The sequence below is a fragment of the Micromonospora marincola genome, from assembly GCF_056150385.1.
Map to the genome: position 1 here is coordinate 98,324 of NZ_JAXCFT010000005.1, position 18,914 is coordinate 117,237.

Annotated in this window: 18 protein-coding genes; 11 read left to right on the forward strand and 7 right to left on the reverse strand. The window is 72.5% G+C overall.

Annotated elements, in window-relative coordinates; genetic code table 11:
• Positions 1-11: 11 nt before the first annotated feature.
• Positions 12-770 (forward strand): type III pantothenate kinase, encoded by a 759-nt coding sequence (locus SM450_RS13940; RefSeq protein WP_474620157.1) that lies wholly within the window; start codon positions 12-14, stop codon positions 768-770.
• Positions 771-772: 2 nt separating this feature from the next.
• Here the strand turns inward: SM450_RS13940 and SM450_RS13945 are convergent, their stop codons facing one another.
• On the reverse strand, positions 773-1,513 hold the full coding sequence (locus SM450_RS13945) for a class I SAM-dependent methyltransferase (RefSeq protein WP_474620158.1): 741 nt from the start codon (positions 1,511-1,513) through the stop codon (positions 773-775).
• Between the two features lie 94 nt (positions 1,514-1,607).
• On the opposite strand from SM450_RS13945, the gene lysS reads away from it, so the two are divergent.
• The 3 genes from lysS to SM450_RS13960 all read left to right on the forward strand — a co-directional run bounded on the left by lysS (position 1,608) and on the right by SM450_RS13960 (position 6,594).
• The gene (lysS, locus tag SM450_RS13950; protein ID WP_474620159.1) at positions 1,608-3,116 is read left to right on the forward strand and encodes a lysine--tRNA ligase; all 1,509 of its coding nucleotides are present in this window, start codon (positions 1,608-1,610) and stop codon (positions 3,114-3,116) included.
• Positions 3,117-3,231: 115 nt separating this feature from the next.
• On the forward strand, positions 3,232-3,582 hold the full coding sequence (locus tag SM450_RS13955) for a histone-like nucleoid-structuring protein Lsr2 (protein ID WP_474620160.1): 351 nt from the start codon (positions 3,232-3,234) through the stop codon (positions 3,580-3,582).
• 474 nt (positions 3,583-4,056) lie between these two features.
• Positions 4,057-6,594, forward strand: a complete 2,538-nt coding sequence (locus SM450_RS13960) for an ATP-dependent Clp protease ATP-binding subunit (protein WP_474620161.1) — start codon at positions 4,057-4,059, stop codon at positions 6,592-6,594.
• Positions 6,595-6,734: 140 nt separating this feature from the next.
• Here SM450_RS13960 and SM450_RS13965 read toward each other — a convergent pair whose 3' ends face one another.
• Positions 6,735-7,634: an HhH-GPD family protein gene (locus SM450_RS13965; RefSeq protein ID WP_474620162.1), complete on the reverse strand. Its 900-nt coding sequence runs from the start codon at positions 7,632-7,634 to the stop codon at positions 6,735-6,737.
• A 96-nt stretch (positions 7,635-7,730) separates the two neighbouring features.
• Here SM450_RS13965 and SM450_RS13970 point away from each other — a divergent pair, with 96 nt between their 5' ends.
• The 3 genes from SM450_RS13970 to SM450_RS13980 all read left to right on the forward strand — a co-directional run bounded on the left by SM450_RS13970 (position 7,731) and on the right by SM450_RS13980 (position 9,679).
• Positions 7,731-8,243, forward strand: coding sequence for a glycine cleavage system transcriptional repressor (locus SM450_RS13970; RefSeq protein ID WP_474620163.1), 513 nt, complete (start codon positions 7,731-7,733; stop codon positions 8,241-8,243).
• A complete protein-coding gene (locus SM450_RS13975; protein ID WP_474620164.1) occupies positions 8,240-8,803 on the forward strand; it encodes a peptide deformylase in 564 nt (187 codons plus the stop codon). Before SM450_RS13970 ends, SM450_RS13975 begins: the two co-directional genes overlap by 4 nt.
• A 105-nt stretch (positions 8,804-8,908) precedes the next feature.
• Complete coding sequence (locus SM450_RS13980) at positions 8,909-9,679, forward strand: hypothetical protein (protein WP_474620165.1); 771 nt, start codon at positions 8,909-8,911, stop codon at positions 9,677-9,679.
• 6 nt (positions 9,680-9,685) lie between these two features.
• On the opposite strand, the gene disA is transcribed toward SM450_RS13980, so the two are convergent.
• The 4 genes from disA to SM450_RS14000 form a co-directional block, all read right to left on the reverse strand.
• Positions 9,686-10,873 (reverse strand): DNA integrity scanning diadenylate cyclase DisA, encoded by a 1,188-nt coding sequence (gene disA / locus SM450_RS13985; RefSeq protein ID WP_281586311.1) that lies wholly within the window; start codon positions 10,871-10,873, stop codon positions 9,686-9,688.
• 142 nt (positions 10,874-11,015) lie between these two features.
• Positions 11,016-12,464 (reverse strand): DNA repair protein RadA, encoded by a 1,449-nt coding sequence (gene radA / locus SM450_RS13990; protein ID WP_474620166.1) that lies wholly within the window; start codon positions 12,462-12,464, stop codon positions 11,016-11,018.
• Positions 12,465-12,570: 106 nt separating this feature from the next.
• Positions 12,571-13,341 carry a hypothetical protein gene (locus SM450_RS13995; RefSeq protein WP_474620167.1) on the reverse strand — a complete coding sequence of 257 codons (771 nt, stop codon included), beginning with the start codon at positions 13,339-13,341 and terminating at the stop codon, positions 12,571-12,573.
• 142 nt (positions 13,342-13,483) lie between these two features.
• Positions 13,484-14,323 (reverse strand): UbiA family prenyltransferase, encoded by an 840-nt coding sequence (locus tag SM450_RS14000; protein WP_474620168.1) that lies wholly within the window; start codon positions 14,321-14,323, stop codon positions 13,484-13,486.
• A gap of 45 nt (positions 14,324-14,368) precedes the next feature.
• On the opposite strand from SM450_RS14000, the gene SM450_RS14005 reads away from it, so the two are divergent.
• From SM450_RS14005 to SM450_RS14020, 4 genes are read left to right on the forward strand one after another with little or no spacing between them, the layout of a single operon-like run.
• Positions 14,369-15,124 (forward strand): methyltransferase domain-containing protein, encoded by a 756-nt coding sequence (locus SM450_RS14005; RefSeq protein ID WP_474620169.1) that lies wholly within the window; start codon positions 14,369-14,371, stop codon positions 15,122-15,124.
• 41 nt (positions 15,125-15,165) lie between these two features.
• The gene (locus SM450_RS14010) at positions 15,166-16,332 is read left to right on the forward strand and encodes an acyl-CoA dehydrogenase family protein (protein WP_474620170.1); all 1,167 of its coding nucleotides are present in this window, start codon (positions 15,166-15,168) and stop codon (positions 16,330-16,332) included.
• Between the two features lie 20 nt (positions 16,333-16,352).
• Positions 16,353-17,411 carry a type III polyketide synthase gene (locus SM450_RS14015; protein WP_474620460.1) on the forward strand — a complete coding sequence of 353 codons (1,059 nt, stop codon included), beginning with the start codon at positions 16,353-16,355 and terminating at the stop codon, positions 17,409-17,411.
• A gap of 40 nt (positions 17,412-17,451) precedes the next feature.
• Positions 17,452-18,054, forward strand: coding sequence for a hypothetical protein (locus SM450_RS14020; RefSeq protein ID WP_474620171.1), 603 nt, complete (start codon positions 17,452-17,454; stop codon positions 18,052-18,054).
• A gap of 7 nt (positions 18,055-18,061) precedes the next feature.
• On the opposite strand, the gene SM450_RS14025 is transcribed toward SM450_RS14020, so the two are convergent.
• Positions 18,062-18,754 carry a hypothetical protein gene (locus SM450_RS14025; RefSeq protein ID WP_474620172.1) on the reverse strand — a complete coding sequence of 231 codons (693 nt, stop codon included), beginning with the start codon at positions 18,752-18,754 and terminating at the stop codon, positions 18,062-18,064.
• Between the last annotated feature and the right edge of the window lie 160 nt (positions 18,755-18,914).

Below are 18,914 nucleotides of genomic sequence, written 5' to 3' on the forward strand. Positions count from 1 at the left end.
AGGCTGCCGCTGTGCTGCTCTGCATCGACATCGGAAACACCAACACCGTGCTGGCGACCTTCGACGGCGACAAGCTGGTGCACTCCTGGCGGATCAAGACCGACGCCCGTTCCACCGCGGACGAGCTGGGCCTGATGTTCCGCGGGTTGCTGGCCGGTGACGCCGTGGAGATCACCGGGGTGGCCGCCTGCTCGACCGTGCCGGCCGCGTTGCGCTCGCTGCGCACCATGCTGGGTCGTTACTACGCCGACCTGCCGAGCGTCATCGTCGAGCCGGGCGTGCGGACCGGGGTGCAGCTCGCCATCGACAACCCGAAGGAGGTGGGCGCGGACCGGGTGGTGAACACGCTTGCCGCTTACACGCTCTACGGCGGGCCGTCGATCGTGGTCGACTTCGGCACCACCACCAACTTCGACGTGATCAGCGACCGGGGCGAGTTCCTCGGCGGGGCGTTCGCACCGGGCATCGAGATCTCCTTCGACGCGCTCGCCGCCCGCGCCGCGCAGCTACGGAAGGTGGAGGCCACCCGGCCCCGCTCGGTGATCGGCAAGAACACCGTGGAGTGCCTTCAGGCCGGCCTCTACTTCGGCTTCGCCGGCCAGGTGGACCGGATCGTCGAGCGGATGTCCGAGGAGCTGGGTGAGGTGAAGGCGGTCATCGCCACCGGCGGCCTGGCCTCGTTGGTGCTTACCGAGTGCCGTGCCATCACCCATCACGAGCCGATGATCACCCTGATCGGGCTGCGGATGGTCTACGAGCGCAACACCTGAGGTCAGTACCGTCGCGCGCGGAGCACGACCGTGCGGTAGGGCAGCTCGACGGTGTCCCGGCCGGCCAGCTCGGGGTGGGTGGCGAACAGGTCGACCAGCCCGCCGTCGACGCGCGCCCGCTCGGCCGGCGTGGCGGTCAGCCAGTAGGAGCGGGTGTGCAGCATGCCCACCAGATCGTCCGGCGTGAGCGTGGTCGCGTGCGCGAACTCGCCCACCTCGACCCGGGTGAAGGGGGGCCCGAAGTCGGCGTACCGCTCGGTCACGTCACCGGCGTTGTGGTCGAGGTGGGCGATCCGGGTCAGCTCCGCCACCCAGCCGACCCGTTCGTCCCGGACGTTCCACACCGGCGCGAACGTGCCGTCGGCGCGCAGCACCCGGGCGACCTCGGCGTGCGCCAGGTCCCGGTCGAACCAGTGGTAGGCCTGCCCGGCCAGCACCGCGTCCACCGAACCGTCCGGCAGCGGCACCGACTCCGCGCTGCCGGCGAGCGCCGTCGTGCCCGGGGTGGTGGCCGCCAGTTGCGCCCGCATCCCCGGATCCGGCTCGACGGGTACGACGTGGTGCCCGAGTGCGGTCAGGCCACGGGTGAGGATGCCGGTGCCGGCGCCGAGGTCCACCAACCGGGCCGGGGTGGCCAGCCCGTCCAGCGCCCAGCGCAGCGCCGCCTCGGGATAGCGGGGCCGGAACCGGTCGTACGCGGCGGCGGCGGCGCCGAACGAGAGGGCCGAAGTGGGGTCGGTCATGGCGGGCAGGTTATCCCGTAACGGTCGGCACGGCGCTTGAGTACGCTCATGGGCTGACCCCGCCGTTGTTCCCCAAGGCTTGAGGAAGCGTGCCGTGACCGAGCAGAACGCCCTGCCCACCGACCCCGCCGACGACCTTCCGCAGCAGATGAAGGTCCGCCGGGAGAAGCGGGACCGGATGCTCGCCGAGGGCGTCGAACCGTATCCGGTGGGTTTCCCCCGGACCACCACGCTCGCGCGGCTCCGCGAGCGCTACGCCGACCTGCCCACCGACACCGCCACCGGCGACCGGGCCTCGGTCACCGGCCGGGTGATCTTCATTCGCAACACAGGCAAGCTCTGCTTCGCCACGCTGCGTGACGGCGACGGCACCGAGCTTCAGGCGATGCTCTCGCTCGACCGGGTCGGGCCGGAGCGCCTGGCGGACTGGAAGCGCCTGGTGGACCTCGGTGACCACGTCGGCGTGACAGGTGAAGTGATCACCAGCCGGCGTGGTGAGCTGTCCGTGCTCGCCGACGAGTGGGCGGTCACCGCCAAGGCGCTGCGCCCGCTGCCGGTGGCGCACAAGCCGCTGAGCGAGGAGTCCCGGGTCCGCCAGCGCTACGTGGACCTGGTGGTCCGCCCGCAGGCCCGGCAGATGGTCCGCACCCGGGCCACCGCGGTCCGCAGCCTGCGGGACGCCCTGCACGCGGAGGACTTCATCGAGGTCGAGACCCCGATGCTCCAGTTGCTGCACGGTGGCGCCGCAGCCCGCCCATTCGTGACCCGCAGCAATGCGCTCGACACCGACCTCTATCTGCGAATCGCGCCGGAACTGTTTCTCAAGCGCGCGGTCGTGGGTGGCGTCGACCGTGTCTTCGAGATCAACCGCAACTTCCGTAATGAGGGCATCGACTCGTCGCACTCGCCGGAGTTCGCGATGCTGGAAACCTACCAGGCGTACGGCGACTACGACACGATGGCCGAGCTGACCCGAAATCTGGTGCAGCGGGCCGCCGTCGCGGTCGCCGGCTCGACGGTGGTGACCCACGCCGACGGCCGTGAGTTCGACCTGGGGGGCCAGTGGCGATCGGTGACGCTGTTCGGTGTTCTTTCCGAAGCGCTCGGCGAGGAGGTCACCGTCGGCACCGAAAGGTCACGGCTGGTGGAGTACGCCGACAAGATCGGTCTCTCGGTCGACCCGAAGTGGGGGCCGGGCAAGCTGGCCGAGGAGTTGTTCGAGGAGTTGGTGGTGCCGTCGTTGCAGGCGCCCACGTTCGTCCGTGACTACCCGGAGGAGACCAGCCCGTTGACCCGGGCGCACCGCAGCGAGCCGGGGCTGACCGAGAAGTGGGACCTCTACGTGCTCGGATTCGAGCTGGCCACCGCCTACACGGAGCTTGTCGACCCGGTGGTGCAGCGGGAGCGGCTGGTGGCCCAGGCGCAGCTCGCGGCGCGCGGCGACGACGAGGCCATGCGTCTCGACGAGGACTTTCTCCGGGCGTTGGAGTATGGAATGCCGCCGGCCGGTGGTATGGGAATGGGAATCGACCGGCTCCTGATGGCCCTGACCGGCCTGGGAATTCGGGAAACCATCCTGTTCCCCTTGGTCCGGCCCGAGTAGGCGCGCAAGGATTCTCCGGCTTGTTACGCGCTCCTATTGACGGAGCGAGCATCGGACAGGTTATTGTGCTCGGAGTATTGCAGGAGCACAGCCCTGCTCGAAAGGAATGTGGGACGTGGCCAAGCAGATCATTCACAGGCTGGTCGATGACCTGGACGGCGGGGACGCTGACGAGACTGTCAAGTTCGCGCTCGACGGCGTGCAGTACGAGATCGACCTCTCGGCCCCCAACGCGGAAAAATTGCGCGACGTATTCGCGCAGTACATCGCGCATGGCTCGAAGGTCGGTCGTGGGGGCGTGGTGGTCGGTGGCCGGGCCGCGCGCGGTCGGGGCGGCGCGACCGCGGACCGGGAGCAGAACCGCGCCATCCGCGAGTGGGCCAAGAAGGCCGGAAAGGACATCTCCGACCGGGGCCGGATCCCGCAGGAGATCGTGGACGAGTACCACGCGAAGGCGGGGCACTGACCCCGACGTTCGCGATGGTGGCCGCACGCCGGTCCGGAGGACGACTCCGGGGCGGCGTGCGCCGTTTCCGGCCGACTGTCCGATTCAGGGCGATCGTGACGGCCGGTGTATCGCGGCCGGCGCGGAAGGAAACCGGCGTCGGACGGAGTTGTCCACAGGCGGTGGAGATTCCGTCCACAGGCTGTGGACAGCCGTGGCAGGTGCGCGCTCCCCGCTCGAAGCCCCTCGACCGGGCCCTCCACCGCCTGTCGAATTTCGCTCTGCGCGTACACGCCGGGGTCCCGGAACACCTCCTGAGCGTGGACGGTTGGCAGAAACGACGTCGGAAGGGTCCCCGGCGGGGTCACACGACCTCAGCGGAGACGCTCCGCGGCGATAGAGTAAGGAGGCACGGACGTCCGTCCCGGACGTTCGCGCACCGGCCCCGCCGAGATCTGACCATCAAGGCGCACGGCACGTGAGGAGCACGAGGGCATGTTCGAGCGGTTCACCGACCGAGCGCGACGGGTTGTCGTCCTGGCCCAAGAAGAGGCCCGGATGCTCAACCACAACTACATCGGTACGGAGCACATCCTGCTGGGCCTGATCCACGAGGGTGAGGGTGTCGCGGCGAAGGCTCTGGAGAGCCTCGGCATCTCCCTGGAGGGCGTCCGCCAGCAGGTCGAGGAGATCATCGGCCAGGGCCAGCAGGCGCCGAGCGGGCACATCCCGTTCACGCCGCGGGCCAAGAAGGTGCTGGAGCTGTCCCTGCGCGAGGCGCTGCAGCTCGGCCACAACTACATCGGCACCGAGCACATCCTGCTCGGCCTGATCCGCGAGGGCGAGGGCGTGGCCGCCCAGGTGCTGGTCAAGCTCGGCGCCGACCTCAACCGGGTCCGCCAGCAGGTGATCCAGCTGCTCTCCGGCTACCAGGGCAAGGAGCCGGCCGCCGCCGGGGCTGCGCCGGGTGAGGCCGCGCCGTCGACCAGCCTGGTGCTGGACCAGTTCGGCCGGAACCTGACTCAGGCCGCCCGGGAGGGCAAGCTCGACCCGGTGATCGGGCGCGAGAAGGAGATCGAGCGGGTCATGCAGGTGCTGTCCCGCCGCACCAAGAACAACCCGGTGCTGATCGGTGAGCCTGGCGTCGGCAAGACCGCCGTGGTGGAGGGTCTGTCCCAGAAGATCATCAAGGGCGAGGTGCCCGAGACGCTGAAGGACAAGCAGCTCTACACGCTCGACCTCGGTGCGCTGGTCGCCGGCTCGCGCTACCGTGGCGACTTCGAGGAGCGCCTGAAGAAGGTGCTCAAGGAGATCCGCACCCGCGGCGACATCATCCTGTTCATCGACGAGATCCACACGTTGGTGGGCGCGGGCGCGGCCGAGGGCGCGATCGACGCCGCCAGCATCCTCAAGCCGATGTTGGCCCGCGGCGAGTTGCAGACCATCGGCGCCACCACGCTCGACGAATACCGCAAATACCTGGAGAAGGACGCCGCTCTCGAGCGCCGCTTCCAGCCGATCCAGGTGGGTGAGCCGTCACTGGCCCACACCATCGAGATTCTGAAGGGCCTGCGGGATCGCTACGAGGCGCACCACCGCGTCTCGATCACCGACGCCGCCCTGGTCGCCGCCGCGACTCTTGCCGACCGGTACATCTCCGACCGGTTCCTGCCGGACAAGGCGATCGACCTGATCGACGAGGCGGGTGCGCGGATGCGGATCCGCCGGATGACCGCGCCGCCGGACCTGCGTGACTTCGACGAGCGCATCGCCCAGGTGCGCCGCGACAAGGAGTCCGCGATCGACGCGCAGGACTTCGAGCGGGCCGCTCAGCTCCGCGACAAGGAGAAGCAGCTGCTCGGCCAGAAGGCGCAGCGGGAGAAGGAGTGGAAGGCCGGTGACCTGGACGTCGTCAGCGAGGTCGACGACGAGCAGATCGCCGAGGTGCTCGGCAACTGGACCGGCATCCCGGTCTTCAAGCTGACCGAGGAGGAGACCTCGCGACTGCTGCGCATGGAAGATGAGCTGCACAAGCGCGTCATCGGCCAGGAGGACGCGGTCAAGGCGGTGTCCAAGGCGATCCGGCGCACGAGGGCCGGTCTGAAGGACCCGAAGCGCCCGTCCGGCTCGTTCATCTTCGCCGGCCCGTCCGGCGTGGGTAAGACCGAGCTGTCCAAGGCGCTCGCCGAGTTCCTGTTCGGCAGCGAGGACGCGCTGATCCAGCTGGACATGTCCGAGTTCCACGACCGCTACACGGTCTCCCGGCTGGTGGGTGCACCTCCCGGCTACGTCGGTTACGACGAGGGCGGGCAGCTGACCGAGAAGGTGCGTCGCCGGCCGTTCTCGGTGGTCCTGTTCGACGAGATCGAGAAGGCCCACCCGGATGTGTTCAACACGCTCCTGCAGATCCTTGAGGACGGGCGTCTGACCGACGGTCAGGGCCGGATCGTGGACTTCAAGAACACGGTCATCATCCTGACCACAAACCTCGGCACGCGGGACGTCGCCAAGGCGGTCTCGCTGGGCTTCCAGGCCTCCGACGACTCCGAGTCGAACTACGACCGGATGAAGCAGAAGGTCAACGACGAGCTCAAGCAGCACTTCCGGCCCGAGTTCCTGAACCGGATCGACGACACCATCGTCTTCCACCAGCTGCGCGAGAACGAGATCCTCCAGATCGTGGACATCATGATCCAGCGGATCGAGGGCCAGCTGCGCAACAAGGACATGGGCCTGGAGTTGACCGACAACGCCAAGAAATACCTGGCGAAGAAGGGCTTCGACCCGGTGCTGGGCGCGCGTCCGCTGCGTCGCACGATCCAGCGCGACATCGAGGACAACCTCTCCGAGCGGATCCTGTTCAACGAGCTGACCCCCGGTCAGATCGTGGTGGTGGACTGCGAGGGCGACCCGGAGAACATCGACAAGTCCAAGCTTGTCTTCCGGGGCGCGGACCGGCCGGACGCCGTGCCGGACGCGGTCCCGGCTGATCTCGGTGCCGCGGCCACCGGCGCGGACGACAACGCCGCGTAGGTCAGGGCGACTGTTTCCAGGGCGACGGCCCCGGTCGGCGAGAGCCACCGGGGCCGTCGCCTTTTACGGATGCGCGGTGACCGGGCCCAGGGCAGCAGGACGGCGGTGCGAGCTCAGGGCAGGGGGACGGCGGGGCCGGCTCAGGGCAGGGGGACGGCGGGGCCGTCGCCGGCCAGCCGGAAGGACTCCTGACCCACCGGTTCCACAAGCCCGTCGGTGACCAGGCCGGCCAGCGCCCGCGCCCGCTGCACGTCGTCGTACCAGACCTGGTCCAGCCGCTGGTGCGGCACCGGTCCGGTGGTCTCCCGGAGCACCGCGAGCAACAGGCCGCGTACCTGCCTGTCGGTGCCGGCGTAGCGCTGTGGACGACGGGTCGGCCCGGCGGGGGCCGGCTGCCCGGAAGCCCGCCAGGCGCAACTGGACTCGACCGGGCACACCGCGCAGCGGGGCGCGCGGGCGGTGCAGACGACCGCCCCGAGCTCCATGAAGGCCGCGCTGGCCAGGGCCGCCGCGGCCGGTTCGACGGGTAGCAGTTCCTCGGTGGCGACCAGATCCGCGGGCCGGGTGGTCGGGCCGGCGTCGGGCTCACCCGCGACCGCCCGGCACACCACCCGCCGGACGTTTGTGTCCACCACCGGGTGCCGTTGCCCGTACGCGAACGCGGCCACCGCGCGGGCCGTGTACGTGCCGACTCCGGGCAGCGCCAGCAACTGGTCGAGCCGGTCGGGCACCACGCCGCCGTGCCGTTCCACGACCGCCACCGCGCACTCGCGCAGGCGTACCGCCCGGCGGGGGTAGCCGAGCCGTCCCCACATCCGGATCGCCTCGGCCGGGGTGTCCTCCGCGAGTGCGCGCGGCTCCGGCCAGCGGGCCAGCCACGCCTGGAAGGCGGGCACCACCCGGACCACCGGGGTCTGCTGGAGCATGACCTCACTGACCAGGATCGCCCAGGCGCCGATGCCCGGCCTGCGCCAGGGCAGATCACGGGCGTTGCGTTCGTACCACCGGCTGACCAGGGTGGCGAAGGTGGGCTCAGTCATGGCGGTGCCGATGATGTCACGGGCGTCCTTCCCGCAGGATGGGCGGGCCGGGTGGGCCGGCGCGGCGGAGTTCCGGCGGCGGGGCAGAATGTCCGAATGAATGAGCTCGCGATCACCGTCATCGGTCGGGACCGGCCGGGCATCGTGGCCGATGTCGCGGAGGTCCTCGCCCGGCTCGGCGCGAACCTCACCGACTCGACGATGACCCGGTTGCGGGGGCACTTCGCGATGACCCTGATCTGCGTGGGCCCGGCCGCCGCGGATGTCGAGGCCGCGCTGGCCCCGCTCGCCTCCGACGGGCACCTGCTGGCCACCGTGCGCGCGGTCACCCCGGACGGTGGCAGCATCCCCGCCGGCGAGCCGTACGTGCTTGCGGTGCACGGCGCCGACCGCATGGGCATCGTCGCGGCGATGACCCGGGTGCTGGCCGACGTCGGCGGCAACGTGACAGACCTGAGCACCAGGCTGACGGGTTCGCTCTACGTGGTGGTCGCCGAGGTGGAGTTGCCGCCGGGCAGCTCGGACGAGGTGGCCGGCCGGCTGACCCGGGCCGCGGCGGAGTTGGGCGTCGGGGTCAGTCTCCGCCCGGCGGACACGGACCTGCTGTGACCGCCGAGGGCTACGCCGGCCTGGGTGGCTGGACGCCGGAGAAGCTTGGCGTACCGGGCGAGGTGCGCCGGGTGGTCGCCGCCCCGGAGCCGGTGTTGAGCCGGCCCGGGCCGGAGGTCGACCCGACCTCGGCCGAGGTGGTGCGGCTGGCCGCCGACCTGGTGGCCACCATGCGGGTCTCGCCGGGTTGTGTGGGGCTGGCGGCGCCGCAGGTGGGGGTGGGCGCCCAGGTGTTCGCGGTGGACGTGACCGGGCACCCCAAGGCGGTGACGGTGCACGGCACGTTTGTCCTCTGCAACGCCCGGGTGGTGGAGGCGAGCCGGTGGAAGGCCGGCCGGGAGGGCTGCATGTCGGTGCCGGACCTGACCGGCGACGTGAAGCGGGCCAGCCGCCTGGTGGTGGAGGGGATGCTGCCGGGCAGCGGCGAGGTGGTGCGGCTGGTCACCGACGGTTTCGAGGCGCGGGCGCTCCAGCACGAGATCGACCACTGTGCCGGGCAGCTCTTCCTCGACCGGGTGGCCGGGGCGCACGCCGTCTACCAGCGCAAGGTCTATCTCTGACCATGGTGCTCGGCTTCCACAATGGACGCGACGCCGGTTGTGGCTCAGGGTCACCGGCGCGTCGGACCGGCGCGCCGAGCGTCGCGCGACTACGGTAGGCGAATCATGCGTCTGACGGTCGGCTCCCTGCCTCCCGCCGTGTACTGGCGGCGTCGCGCCGTCGTGCTCGGCGCGGTGCTGCTCTTCCTGATTGTCCTGCTCTATTCGTGCACCGGCACGGACAAGAACACCGGCGCGCCGGGCGGCGATCCGTCTCCGGGCGGCTCGGCCGGTGCGGCTCCGGATTCCTCCGGCCCGGTGTTGACTCCGCAGTCGACGAGCCCGTCGCCGACACCTGGCGCTTCCGGTGACACAGGCGGCACGAACGCCGGCGGCGGCTCCGGCACGGGTGACGGTTCGGGCACGGGCGACGGCACGGGCGACGGCGCGAGCAACGGCGCCGGTGACGGCGGCACGTCCGGGCAGTCGGGCTCCGGCGACGGCACCTGCACGGACTCGGAGTTGCAGGTGACGCCGGTCGCGGTGCCGACAAGCGCCCAGCGGGGCACCGTGGTCACGCTGCGCCTCAAGGTCAAGAACGTCTCCGACCGCACGTGCAGCCGGGACGTCGGCGCCGATCTGCAGGAGCTCTACGTCAAGGCCGGCGCGGAGAAGGTCTGGTCGTCGGACACCTGCGGCACCAACAGGGGCACGAACGTGCAGTCGTTCGCGTCGAACTTCGAGCGCTCCTACGAACTGGGCTGGAACGGGCGGGACACCAGCCGCTGCGCCGACGGCCTGGCTGCCGGCCCGTACGCGCCGGTCGGCACGTACCAGGTCTTCGCCCGGGTCGGCACCAAGATCAGCGACCCGGTGAAGCTGACGATCACCGGCTGAGGCGGGTCAGACGTACCGCTCCAGGATGGACGCCTCGGCGAGCCGGGACAGGCCCTCGCGGACGCCACGGGCGCGGGCGTCGCCCACCCCCTCGACCGCCTGGAGGTCTTCCACTGTCGCGCCGAGCAGTCGCTGGAGGCTGCCGAAGTGCACGACCAGCCGGTCGACCACGGCCGCCGGCAGCCGGGGCACCTTGGCCAGCAGGCGGAACCCGCGCGGGCTGACCGCCGCGTCGAGCGCGTCGGAGGCGGACGGGTAGCCGATGGCCTTGGCCACCGCCACCAGGTCGATCATCTCGGTGGCACTGAGCAGGTCGAGTTCGACAAGCGCCTCGTCGAGCGTGCGCGACTTGCGGCCGACCGGCAGGTAGTCGCGGATGACCAGGGTGCGGTCGGCGTCCACGCCGGCCATCAGCTCGTCGAGCTGGAGGGCCAGCAGACGGCCGTCGGTGCCCAGCTCCACCACGTAGCCGGCGATCTCGTCGGCGATCCGCCGGACCATCTCCAGCCGCTGCACCACGGCCACCGCGTCGCGGACCGTGACCAGGTCTTCGATCTCCAACGCGGAGAGCGTGCCGGAGACCTCGTCGAGCCGGAGCTTGTAGCGCTCGAGCGTGGCAAGCGCCTGGTTGGCCCGGGACAGGATCGCGGCCGAGTCGTCGAGCACGTGCCGTTGGCCGTTGACGTAGAGGCTGATGATCCGCATCGACTGGCTGACCGAGATGACCGGGTATCCGGTCTGCCGGGCCACCCGCTCGGCGGTGCGGTGCCGGGTGCCGGACTCCTCGGTGGGGATGGACGGGTCGGGCATCAGGTGCGCGCCGGCCTGGACGATCCGGGTGCCGTCGCTGGAGAGGACCACAGCGCCATCCATCTTGCACAGCTCGCGGACCCGGGTGGCGGAGAATTCCACGTCCATCGGGAAGCCACCGGTGCAGATCTGCTCGACCACCTTGTCGTAGCCGAGCACGATCAACGCGCCGGTGCGACCGCGCAGGATCCGTTCCAGACCGTCGCGGAGCGCGGTGCCGGGCGCCATGAGGGCGAGGTTGGCCCGCAGTGGGTCGGCGCCGGCTCCACCGACGCTCGCGGCGACGCTCACGCTGATCGCGCGGGTCGGGTTGCCGCTGACGGCACCGGTGCGGGCGTGCGGCGTCGCCGTTGCGGGCTTGGTGGCATCGCGGTCGGTCGGCACGGGCACATTCTACGGACTGCGGTGCGGTGGGTGCTCTCGTGGTTACTGTGATGTGTCACGATGTCCGGCTTTCGTGGTCGCCGACGGGGTGCGCGGCCTGTCCGGAATCGCCCGGCCGGTCCCGGCTCGTGACCACCCACGGTCACTCCGCGGACGCGCGGGCGGCGGCCTGGAGCGCGGCCCGTACATCCGTGACCTCGATCACCCGCATGTGCTCGGGGGCGACGCCGCTGCTGCCGGGACCGCAACCGGGTGGGACCAGGGCCAGCCGGAAGCCCAGCCGGGCGGCCTCGGCCAGCCGGCGGGCCACCGCGCCGACCCGGCGCACCTCACCGGTGAGCCCGACCTCGCCGATGGCGACCAGGTGCGGGTTGAGCGCGAGATTGAGCCCGCCGGAGGCCACCGCGAGCGCCACGGCGAGATCGGCGGCCGGCTCCACCACCCGGATGCCGCCGACGGTGGCGGCGAAGACCTCGCGGTCGTGCAACGTCAGCCGCTCGGTGCGTCGTTGGAGCACCGCGAGGACCATGGCCAGCCGGGCGCCGTCGAGCCCGGAGACGGTGCGTCGGGGCGAGCCGGCGACCGTCGCCCCGATCAGCGCCTGCACCTCGGTGACAAGCGCCCGCCGGCCCTCCATCGCCACGGTCACGCAGGTGCCCGGCACCGGCTCGGAATAGCGGGTGAGGAAGAGGCCGGACGGGTCGGCCAGGCTGCTGATGCCGCCCTCGTGCATCTCGAAGCAGCCGACCTCGTCGGCCGCGCCGAACCGGTTCTTGACGCCGCGCACCATGCGCAGCGAGGAGTGCTTGTCGCCCTCGAAGTGGAGCACCACGTCCACCAGGTGCTCAAGCACGCGCGGGCCGGCCACCTGACCGTCCTTGGTGACGTGGCCGACGAGCACGGTGGCGACGCCGCGTTCCTTGGCGACCGCGACGAGCGCGGCGGTGACCGCGCGCACCTGGGTCACCCCACCGGGCACACCCTCGGTGCCGGTGGTGGAGATCGTCTGCACCGAGTCGAGCACCAGCAACCCCGGCTTGACCGCGTCGAGGTGGCCGAGCACCGCGGACAGGTCGCTCTCGGCGGCCAGGTAGAGCTGGTCGTGCAGGGTGCCCATCCGCTCGGCCCGCAGCCGCACCTGGCTGACCGACTCCTCGCCGCTGACCACAAGCGACGGGCTGCCGGCGCCGGCGGCCCACTGCTGGGCCACGTCGAGCAGCAGCGTCGACTTGCCGACGCCGGGCTCGCCCGCGAGCAGCACCACCGCGCCGGGGACCAGGCCGCCGCCGAGCACCCGGTCGAGCTCGCTGACGCCGGTCGGGCGGGCCCGGGCCGGCGCGGCGCTGATGGTGGCGATCGGCCGGGCCGGCTCGGCCGGCATCCGGGAGCTGACCACCCGGCCGGAGACCATCGGGCCGGTGACCGTGGACTCGACCACCGAGCCCCACTCGCCGCACTCGGGACAGCGGCCCATCCACTTGGGCGGCTGGTGCCCGCAGGCGTCGCACTCGTAGGCCGGGCGGGGTTCGCGGGCGGCGGCGCGACCGCGGCCGGCGCCGGCGCGGGGGGAGGACGATCGGGGCGTGGTCACCACCGGACGTTAACCGGACGGTACGACGAAAGCCCACCGGAAACGGCGACACCGCCGCCGCGGCGCGGGCCACGACGGCGGTGTCGGCGGAAAGCGGGGTACGGCGTCAGCCGTGGCTCTCACCCTCGACGCCACCCTCTTCGCCGGCGTGCTCACGCGGGTTGACGACCGCGGACGGGGGCGCCTCCGGGGTCAGCGGGACGCCGACCTGGGCCGGCGTCCGAATGACCTGGCCGTTGCCGAAGTCGAAGGTCAGGTTGACCTGCTGGCCGACGACCAGCTTCTGGTTCAGGCCGACGAGCTGGAGGAACCGCGGATTGCCGCTGTTGAGCTGGGCGTACCCGAGCGCCGGGATCTCGATCCGGGCCGGTTGGCCGGCGGGCGCGGACTCGCTCTCCGACGGCGAGGGGCTGGCCGAGTCGGACTCGCCGGCCGACGGCGAGGCGGGCACCTCGAGCGACTGGCTGGGGGAGGCGCTCGGGTCGGCGGCGGTCGGCGAGACCGAGGCCGGCTCGGTCGGCGAGCCGGTCGGGGTGGCCGCGCCGCTGGCGCCGGCGGCACCGGCGAGCACGATATCCCGGGCGCTGTCGGTGGTGACGGTCACCGTGACCGGGGCCTGGCTGTCGTTGTAGATCACGACGTTGAGCGGCGCGTTGGCGCCCGCCTCGTAGCCCTGTGGCCCGGGGAACTGCACGTAGAGGCCGCGCACCTTGTAGAGGTTGTCGGAGGTCTGGACGTTGACGCCCTGTACCGACGGGATCTTGTTGGCGGTCTCGGCCACCTGCCCGGTGCCGCACCCGGCGAGCAGCAGACCCGCCGCCGCGGTGCCGGCCAGCAGCAGGGCCGGCCGCCGGGAACCCCTGATCGAGCGCGTCACGTCGGTCCTCCTCGTCACGATCCCCGCCCGGTCGACCGCCGGGCACGGGGTGGCCTTGCCCGCGCAGACCGCGCTCCAGGGTAGTTGGAGCTGATCGAGGCCCGCACACGGACCCGGCAATGCCACCCGCGCCGGGGACCGCTCAGACCACCCGGCCGTTCGCGACAAGCAGCACCACATCGATGAGCGCCACCACGAGCACCGCCCGGAAGGCGGCCACCTGTCGACCGCCGGTCCGGGCCGCCGCGCGCCCGGCGTACCAACCGACGGCCGGCACCGCGACGGCGGCGGCGACCGCCGAGAGGCCGGCCCACGACGGCGGGCCGGGCGGGCCGAACACCAGGGCGACGGTGGCGGCGAGGAGCAGCCCGGCAGCGGCCAGCCGGCTGCCCGTCGGGCCGAGCCGGTGTGGCAGCCCGCGCACCCCGGTCCGCGCGTCGTCGGCCAGGTCGGGCAGGACGTTTGCGAAGTGCGCCCCGGCGCCCAGCAGCGCGGCGGCGGTCACCAGCCAGGCCGGTGGCGCGGGCGAGCCGGGAAGGGCCAGCACCACGAACGCGGGCAGCGCGCCGAACGAGACCGCGTAGGGCAGCACCGACACCGCTGTCGACTTCAGCGGCCAGTTGTAGAGCAGCGCGGAGACCAGCCCCAGGGTGGCGCAGGCCGCCGCGGCCGGACCGCCGGCAAGCGCCAGCAGCGGGGTGGCGACGGCGGCCACCGCGGTGGCCCGGGCCAGCGTCGACCGGGCGACCGCGCCGGTGGTCACCGGCTTGTCGGTACGTCCCACCGCGGCGTCCCGGTCGGCGTCGATGAGGTCGTTGCTCCAGCCGACCGCGAGTTGGCTCGCCAGCACGGTGAGCGCCACCGTCGCGACCCCGGCGGCGGAGTGCCCGACGCCTGCGGCGAGCAGCGCGGCGACCACGGTGACGGCCGCCGCCGGCTCCGGATGGCTTGCCCTGACCAGCCCTAACACCCGCGTCGACATAAGGGAAGTCTGGTCGTTACCGGGGAGTCGTGCCACGCTCGGTCCATGCCAGAAGCGTCCCCGGTGTCCCGTCCGCGCCGGGCGCTGCCCCCGAACGACCCCCGGCAGTACGACGACCTGGCCGGCGAGTGGTGGCGGCCGGACGGCGCCTTCGCGATGCTGCACTGGCTGGCCCGCGCCCGTGCGGCGCTTGTGCCCCCGGCGTCCTCCCCGGACGATCTGCTCGTCGACCTCGGTTGCGGCGCCGGTCTGCTGGCGCCGCACCTGGCCGGCAAGGGCTATCGGCACGTCGGGGTGGACCTGACCCGCTCGGCGCTCGACCTGGCCGCCGCGCACGGGGTGACCGTGCTCCAGGGCGACGCCACCGCGGTGCCCCTTGCGGACGGTTGCGCCGCCGTGGTGTCCGCAGGTGAGGTGCTTGAGCACGTGCCGGACTGGCGGCGGGCGGTCGCCGAGGCGTGTCGGCTGCTGCGCCCCGGTGGCCTGCTGGTGCTTGACACCATCAACGACACGTTGCTGGCCCGCCTGGTCGCGGTGGAAGTGGGCGAACGGCTGCCCACGGTGCCGCGTGGCATCCACGACCACCGGCTGTTCGTGGACGCACGCGCGCTTGTCGCCGAGTGCGCCCGGCACGGCGTGGCGTTGCGCGTACGCGGGCTCCGCCCCGAGTTTGGCGGCACGCTTGGCTGGCTGCTGCGCCGGTGGCGGGGCGGTGACCGTCCGGTCCGGACGCAGCCGCGCATCGTGCCGACCCGGTCGACCGCCGTCCTCTACCAGGGCAGTGGCCGGCGAGGCGGGTAGCCGGGACCACCCGGGGTAAGGGACGCGGAGAGGGAGGCGACATGAATGTGGACGCGCTGGAGGCGGCCCGCCGGTTGGCGCCGCGGCTGGCCGCCCGCGCGGCCGGGCACGACCGGGACGGCTCGTTCCCGGTGGACGACTTCGCCGACCTGCGGGAGGCCGGCCTGTTCGGGTTGATGGTCCCGCGCGAGCTGGGTGGGCTGGGGGCGACCTTCGCCGAGTACGCCGCGGTCGCCACCGAGCTGGCGCGCGGCAACGGCGCGACCGCGCTTGTGTTCAACATGCACGCCTCGGTCACCGGCGCGTTGGGCGCGGTCACCGAGGAACTGGCCGAGGCGCTCGGCGTACCCGAGGATGCGCTTGCCGCCCGGGACCGGCTGCTGCGCGCGGCGGCCGACGGCGCCTGGTATGCGGTGGCGATGAGCGAGCGCGGCGCCGGCGGCCGGTTGTCCCAGCTCAGCACCGTCTACGAGCCGGTCGACGGTGGCTGGCACGTCAAGGGCAGCAAGACCTTCTGCTCCGGCGCGGGCCACCCGGACGGCTACCTGGTGGCCGCGCGCAGCGCCACCGACCAGTCCGTGGTCTCCCAGTTCCTGGTCCCGGCCGGGGCGGGAATCACGGTGGAGCCCACCTGGGACTCCCTCGGCATGCGCGCCACCTCCTCGCACGACCTGCACCTGGACGTGACAGTGCCCGCCGACCGGCTGCTCGGCGGCGTGGAAGGGCTGGCCCTGGTGGTGGCCCAGCTCATGCCGCACTGGCTGGTGGCCAGCTACGCGGCCGTATACGTCGGGGTGGCGCGGGCCGCGATCGAGGCCGCCGCCGAGCACCTGAACGCCCGGAACCTGGCCGGCCTGCCGGCGGTCCGGGCCCGGTTGGGCCGGGCGGACGCGGCCACCGCGGCGGCCGAACTGGCGGTCGCCGAGGCGGCCCGTCGGGTCGACGAGAACCCCGGCGACGCCGAGACGAACCGGTGGGTGTGGCGCGCCAAGCTGCTGGCCGGCACCACGGCCGCGGACGTGGCGGCGTCGATGCTCGAGGCCGCCGGCACCTCGGCGACCCGCCGGGGTCATCCGCTTGAGCGGCTCTACCGCGACGCCCGGTGCGGCTCGCTGCACCCGGCCACCTCCGACGTGTGCGCCGACTGGCTCGGCATCGCCGCGCTCGGCGGTGACCCGGACCGGGACGGCACGGCCCCTCGTTGGTGAGCGGAGACAGCTATCGAGAGGTGGGGGACGTGGGCGTACCGGTGATCGCGGGTCTGGGCATGGCACAACCGCCGGGCGCGGCGCAGGCCGAGCTGTGGACCGGTTTCTTCGAGAAGCACTTCTCCGGCACCACCCGGGCGCTGGCCGAGAAGATCTTCGCCAATTCCGGGGTGACCCGTCGGCAGGCCGCGGTGAATCCCCTGCTGGAGGACGTCTCGGAGTGGCCGACCGAGCGCCGGATGCGCCGCTACCAGGTCGAGGCGCTGCCGCTCGGCAAGGAGGCGGTCGGTCGCGCGCTCACCGCCGCCGGCCTGGACGCCAGTGACATCGGGCTGTTCGTGGTCTGCTCCTGCACCGGCTACGCGACGCCCGGGCTGGACATCCTGCTCGCCCGGGACCTGGGCATGGCCTCGGACACGCAGCGCATGTTCGTCGGGCACATGGGTTGCTACGCGGCCCTGCCCGGGCTCGGCGCGGCGAGCGACTTCGTCACCGCCCGGGGGCGGCCCGCGCTGCTGCTCTGCGCGGAGCTGACAAGCCTGCACATCCAGCCGGCGGGCGCGCGGGTGGACACCCAGCAGATCGTCTCGCACGCGCTCTTCTCGGACGCCGCGGTCGCCGCCGTGGTCGTGCCCGGCGGCCGGGGGTACGCGGTGCGCGAGGTCACCTCGATCACCGACACCTCCACCGCCGACCACATGACCTGGGACGTCACCGACACCGGCTTCCGGATGGGGCTGTCGCCGAAGGTGCCGATGGTGCTTTCCCGGTTCGTCCGCGATCTGGTGGACGACCTGCTGGCCCGGCACGGGCGCGACCGGTCCGAGGTGGACGGCTGGGCGGTGCATCCGGGCGGCCCCCGGATCCTCAACGTGGTGGAGCGTGAGTTGGCCCTGCCGCCGGCGGCGCTCGCGGCGTCCCGGGAGACGCTTGCCGAGCACGGCAACTGCTCGTCCCCGACGGTCCTGCTGATCCTGGACCGGCTGGGCCGGGCGTCCCCGCCGCCGCGTCGGGTGGTGATGCTCGCGTTCGGGCCGGGGCTGACGCTCTACGCGGCCCTGCTGGAACGGGAGTCCTGACGGGTCGCCGCGAGCCGTCCACATGGATACGCTGCACGGCATGGCGTCCGAGGAACGGATCCGGCGCGCGGTGCTGGCCGGCCTGACCGTGCTGGCGCTGGTGCTCGGCGCGTGGTGGTGGCGGTTCACGGCGCCGGCTGTCGGTCCGATCTCGGGCCGGTCCGCCGACGGCATCGTCCAGTCACATGTCGATCTCGACGCCGAGACCGGCGAGGTGCTGCCGGGCCGACCGCCCGGCTCGGAGCCGCTTGTCGGTGTGGATCCCCGCTCCGGCCGGGAAAGCTCCGATCCGGACCGGTCGGTGGTGATCCGGGTGAACCCCGACGGGGCGGCGCGTCCGGTCCGGGTGTCGCACGTGGTGTGGCGGGAGACGTCCGAGCTGGCGGCGGACGGCCCACCTGTGGTGCGGCAGGTGAGCCCCACGCCTGGCGACACGTACCAGCTCTCGGTGGGCTGCTCCGGCGGCGGGGTCATGGTGATGCGGCTGACCGCCACCGACTCGGAGGACCTCGAACGGGTGCGCGACTGCGACGGGCTTCTCGAAGTCCTCTTCGTGGAGGGCACCGGCGGGCAGGTGCGGGTGCGGTTCGCCGCGCTGCGGGGCGAGCCCCAGCTCGACGCCCGGTTGGAAGCGCTCTACTGAGCCCGGGTCAACCGCTCAGCCGGGCCAGGTCGGCCTGGTAGTCGCCGGCGGGGCCGAGCTCTGGCACCACCCGGACCAGCGTGCCCCGCCGGTCCACGAGCAGCGCGGCGGCGGTGCCCGGGTGGGCGGCGAGGTGCAGGTAGGAGCGCAGGCCGCCGGCCGGGTCGCCGAGTGGGCGTACCCCGGTCGCGATGGCGGGTCCGGCGCTGCGGCCCTCGGTCACGGTGACCACTGTGACTCCGGCGGGCGCGGTGGCCGCGGCCGTGCCGACCTCCGCGGTGCAGGCGCAGGCGTCGACCAGGATGATCATGGCGGGCAGCAGGCTACGCAGCGGCACCGGCGTGTCGTCGGCGCCGACCAGGTCGAGCGCGGGCAGCGGGCCGACCACGGGCGGGCTGGCCGTGGTGGCCCGGGGAAGCACGGTCGGGCCGCCGGCCCGGTTGGACCGGGGCCAGGTGACGGCGGCCAGCCCGGCGAGTGTGACAAGCATCGAGATCAACAGCGCCAGGAGGGGGAACCCGAGGCGGACCGGGCCGGAGCGGCGCGGGTGCCGGGTGCCACGGCGCAGCTCGCGGCGGACCTGCCGGGCCTCGTCGGCGAGCGCCGACGCGTCGTCCGGCACCACCACCCGGCCCCATTCCGGGGGCAGCCCGGGCAGGCCGTCCGGCGGCCCCTGGCCGTCAGCGTCAGGCACGCCCATCGGACCCCCAGGAACGCCTCGGTGAGCGGACGTCGCGTCCACTCCCAGGGTCCCGCACCGGGGGCCGTACCGCCACACCTGGGCGGGAATGGAGTTACGGAGCTACCATGGAAGGAGCGCATTGCCCTAGATCCGTACGCTCCGGCCGGCCGTACCGGGT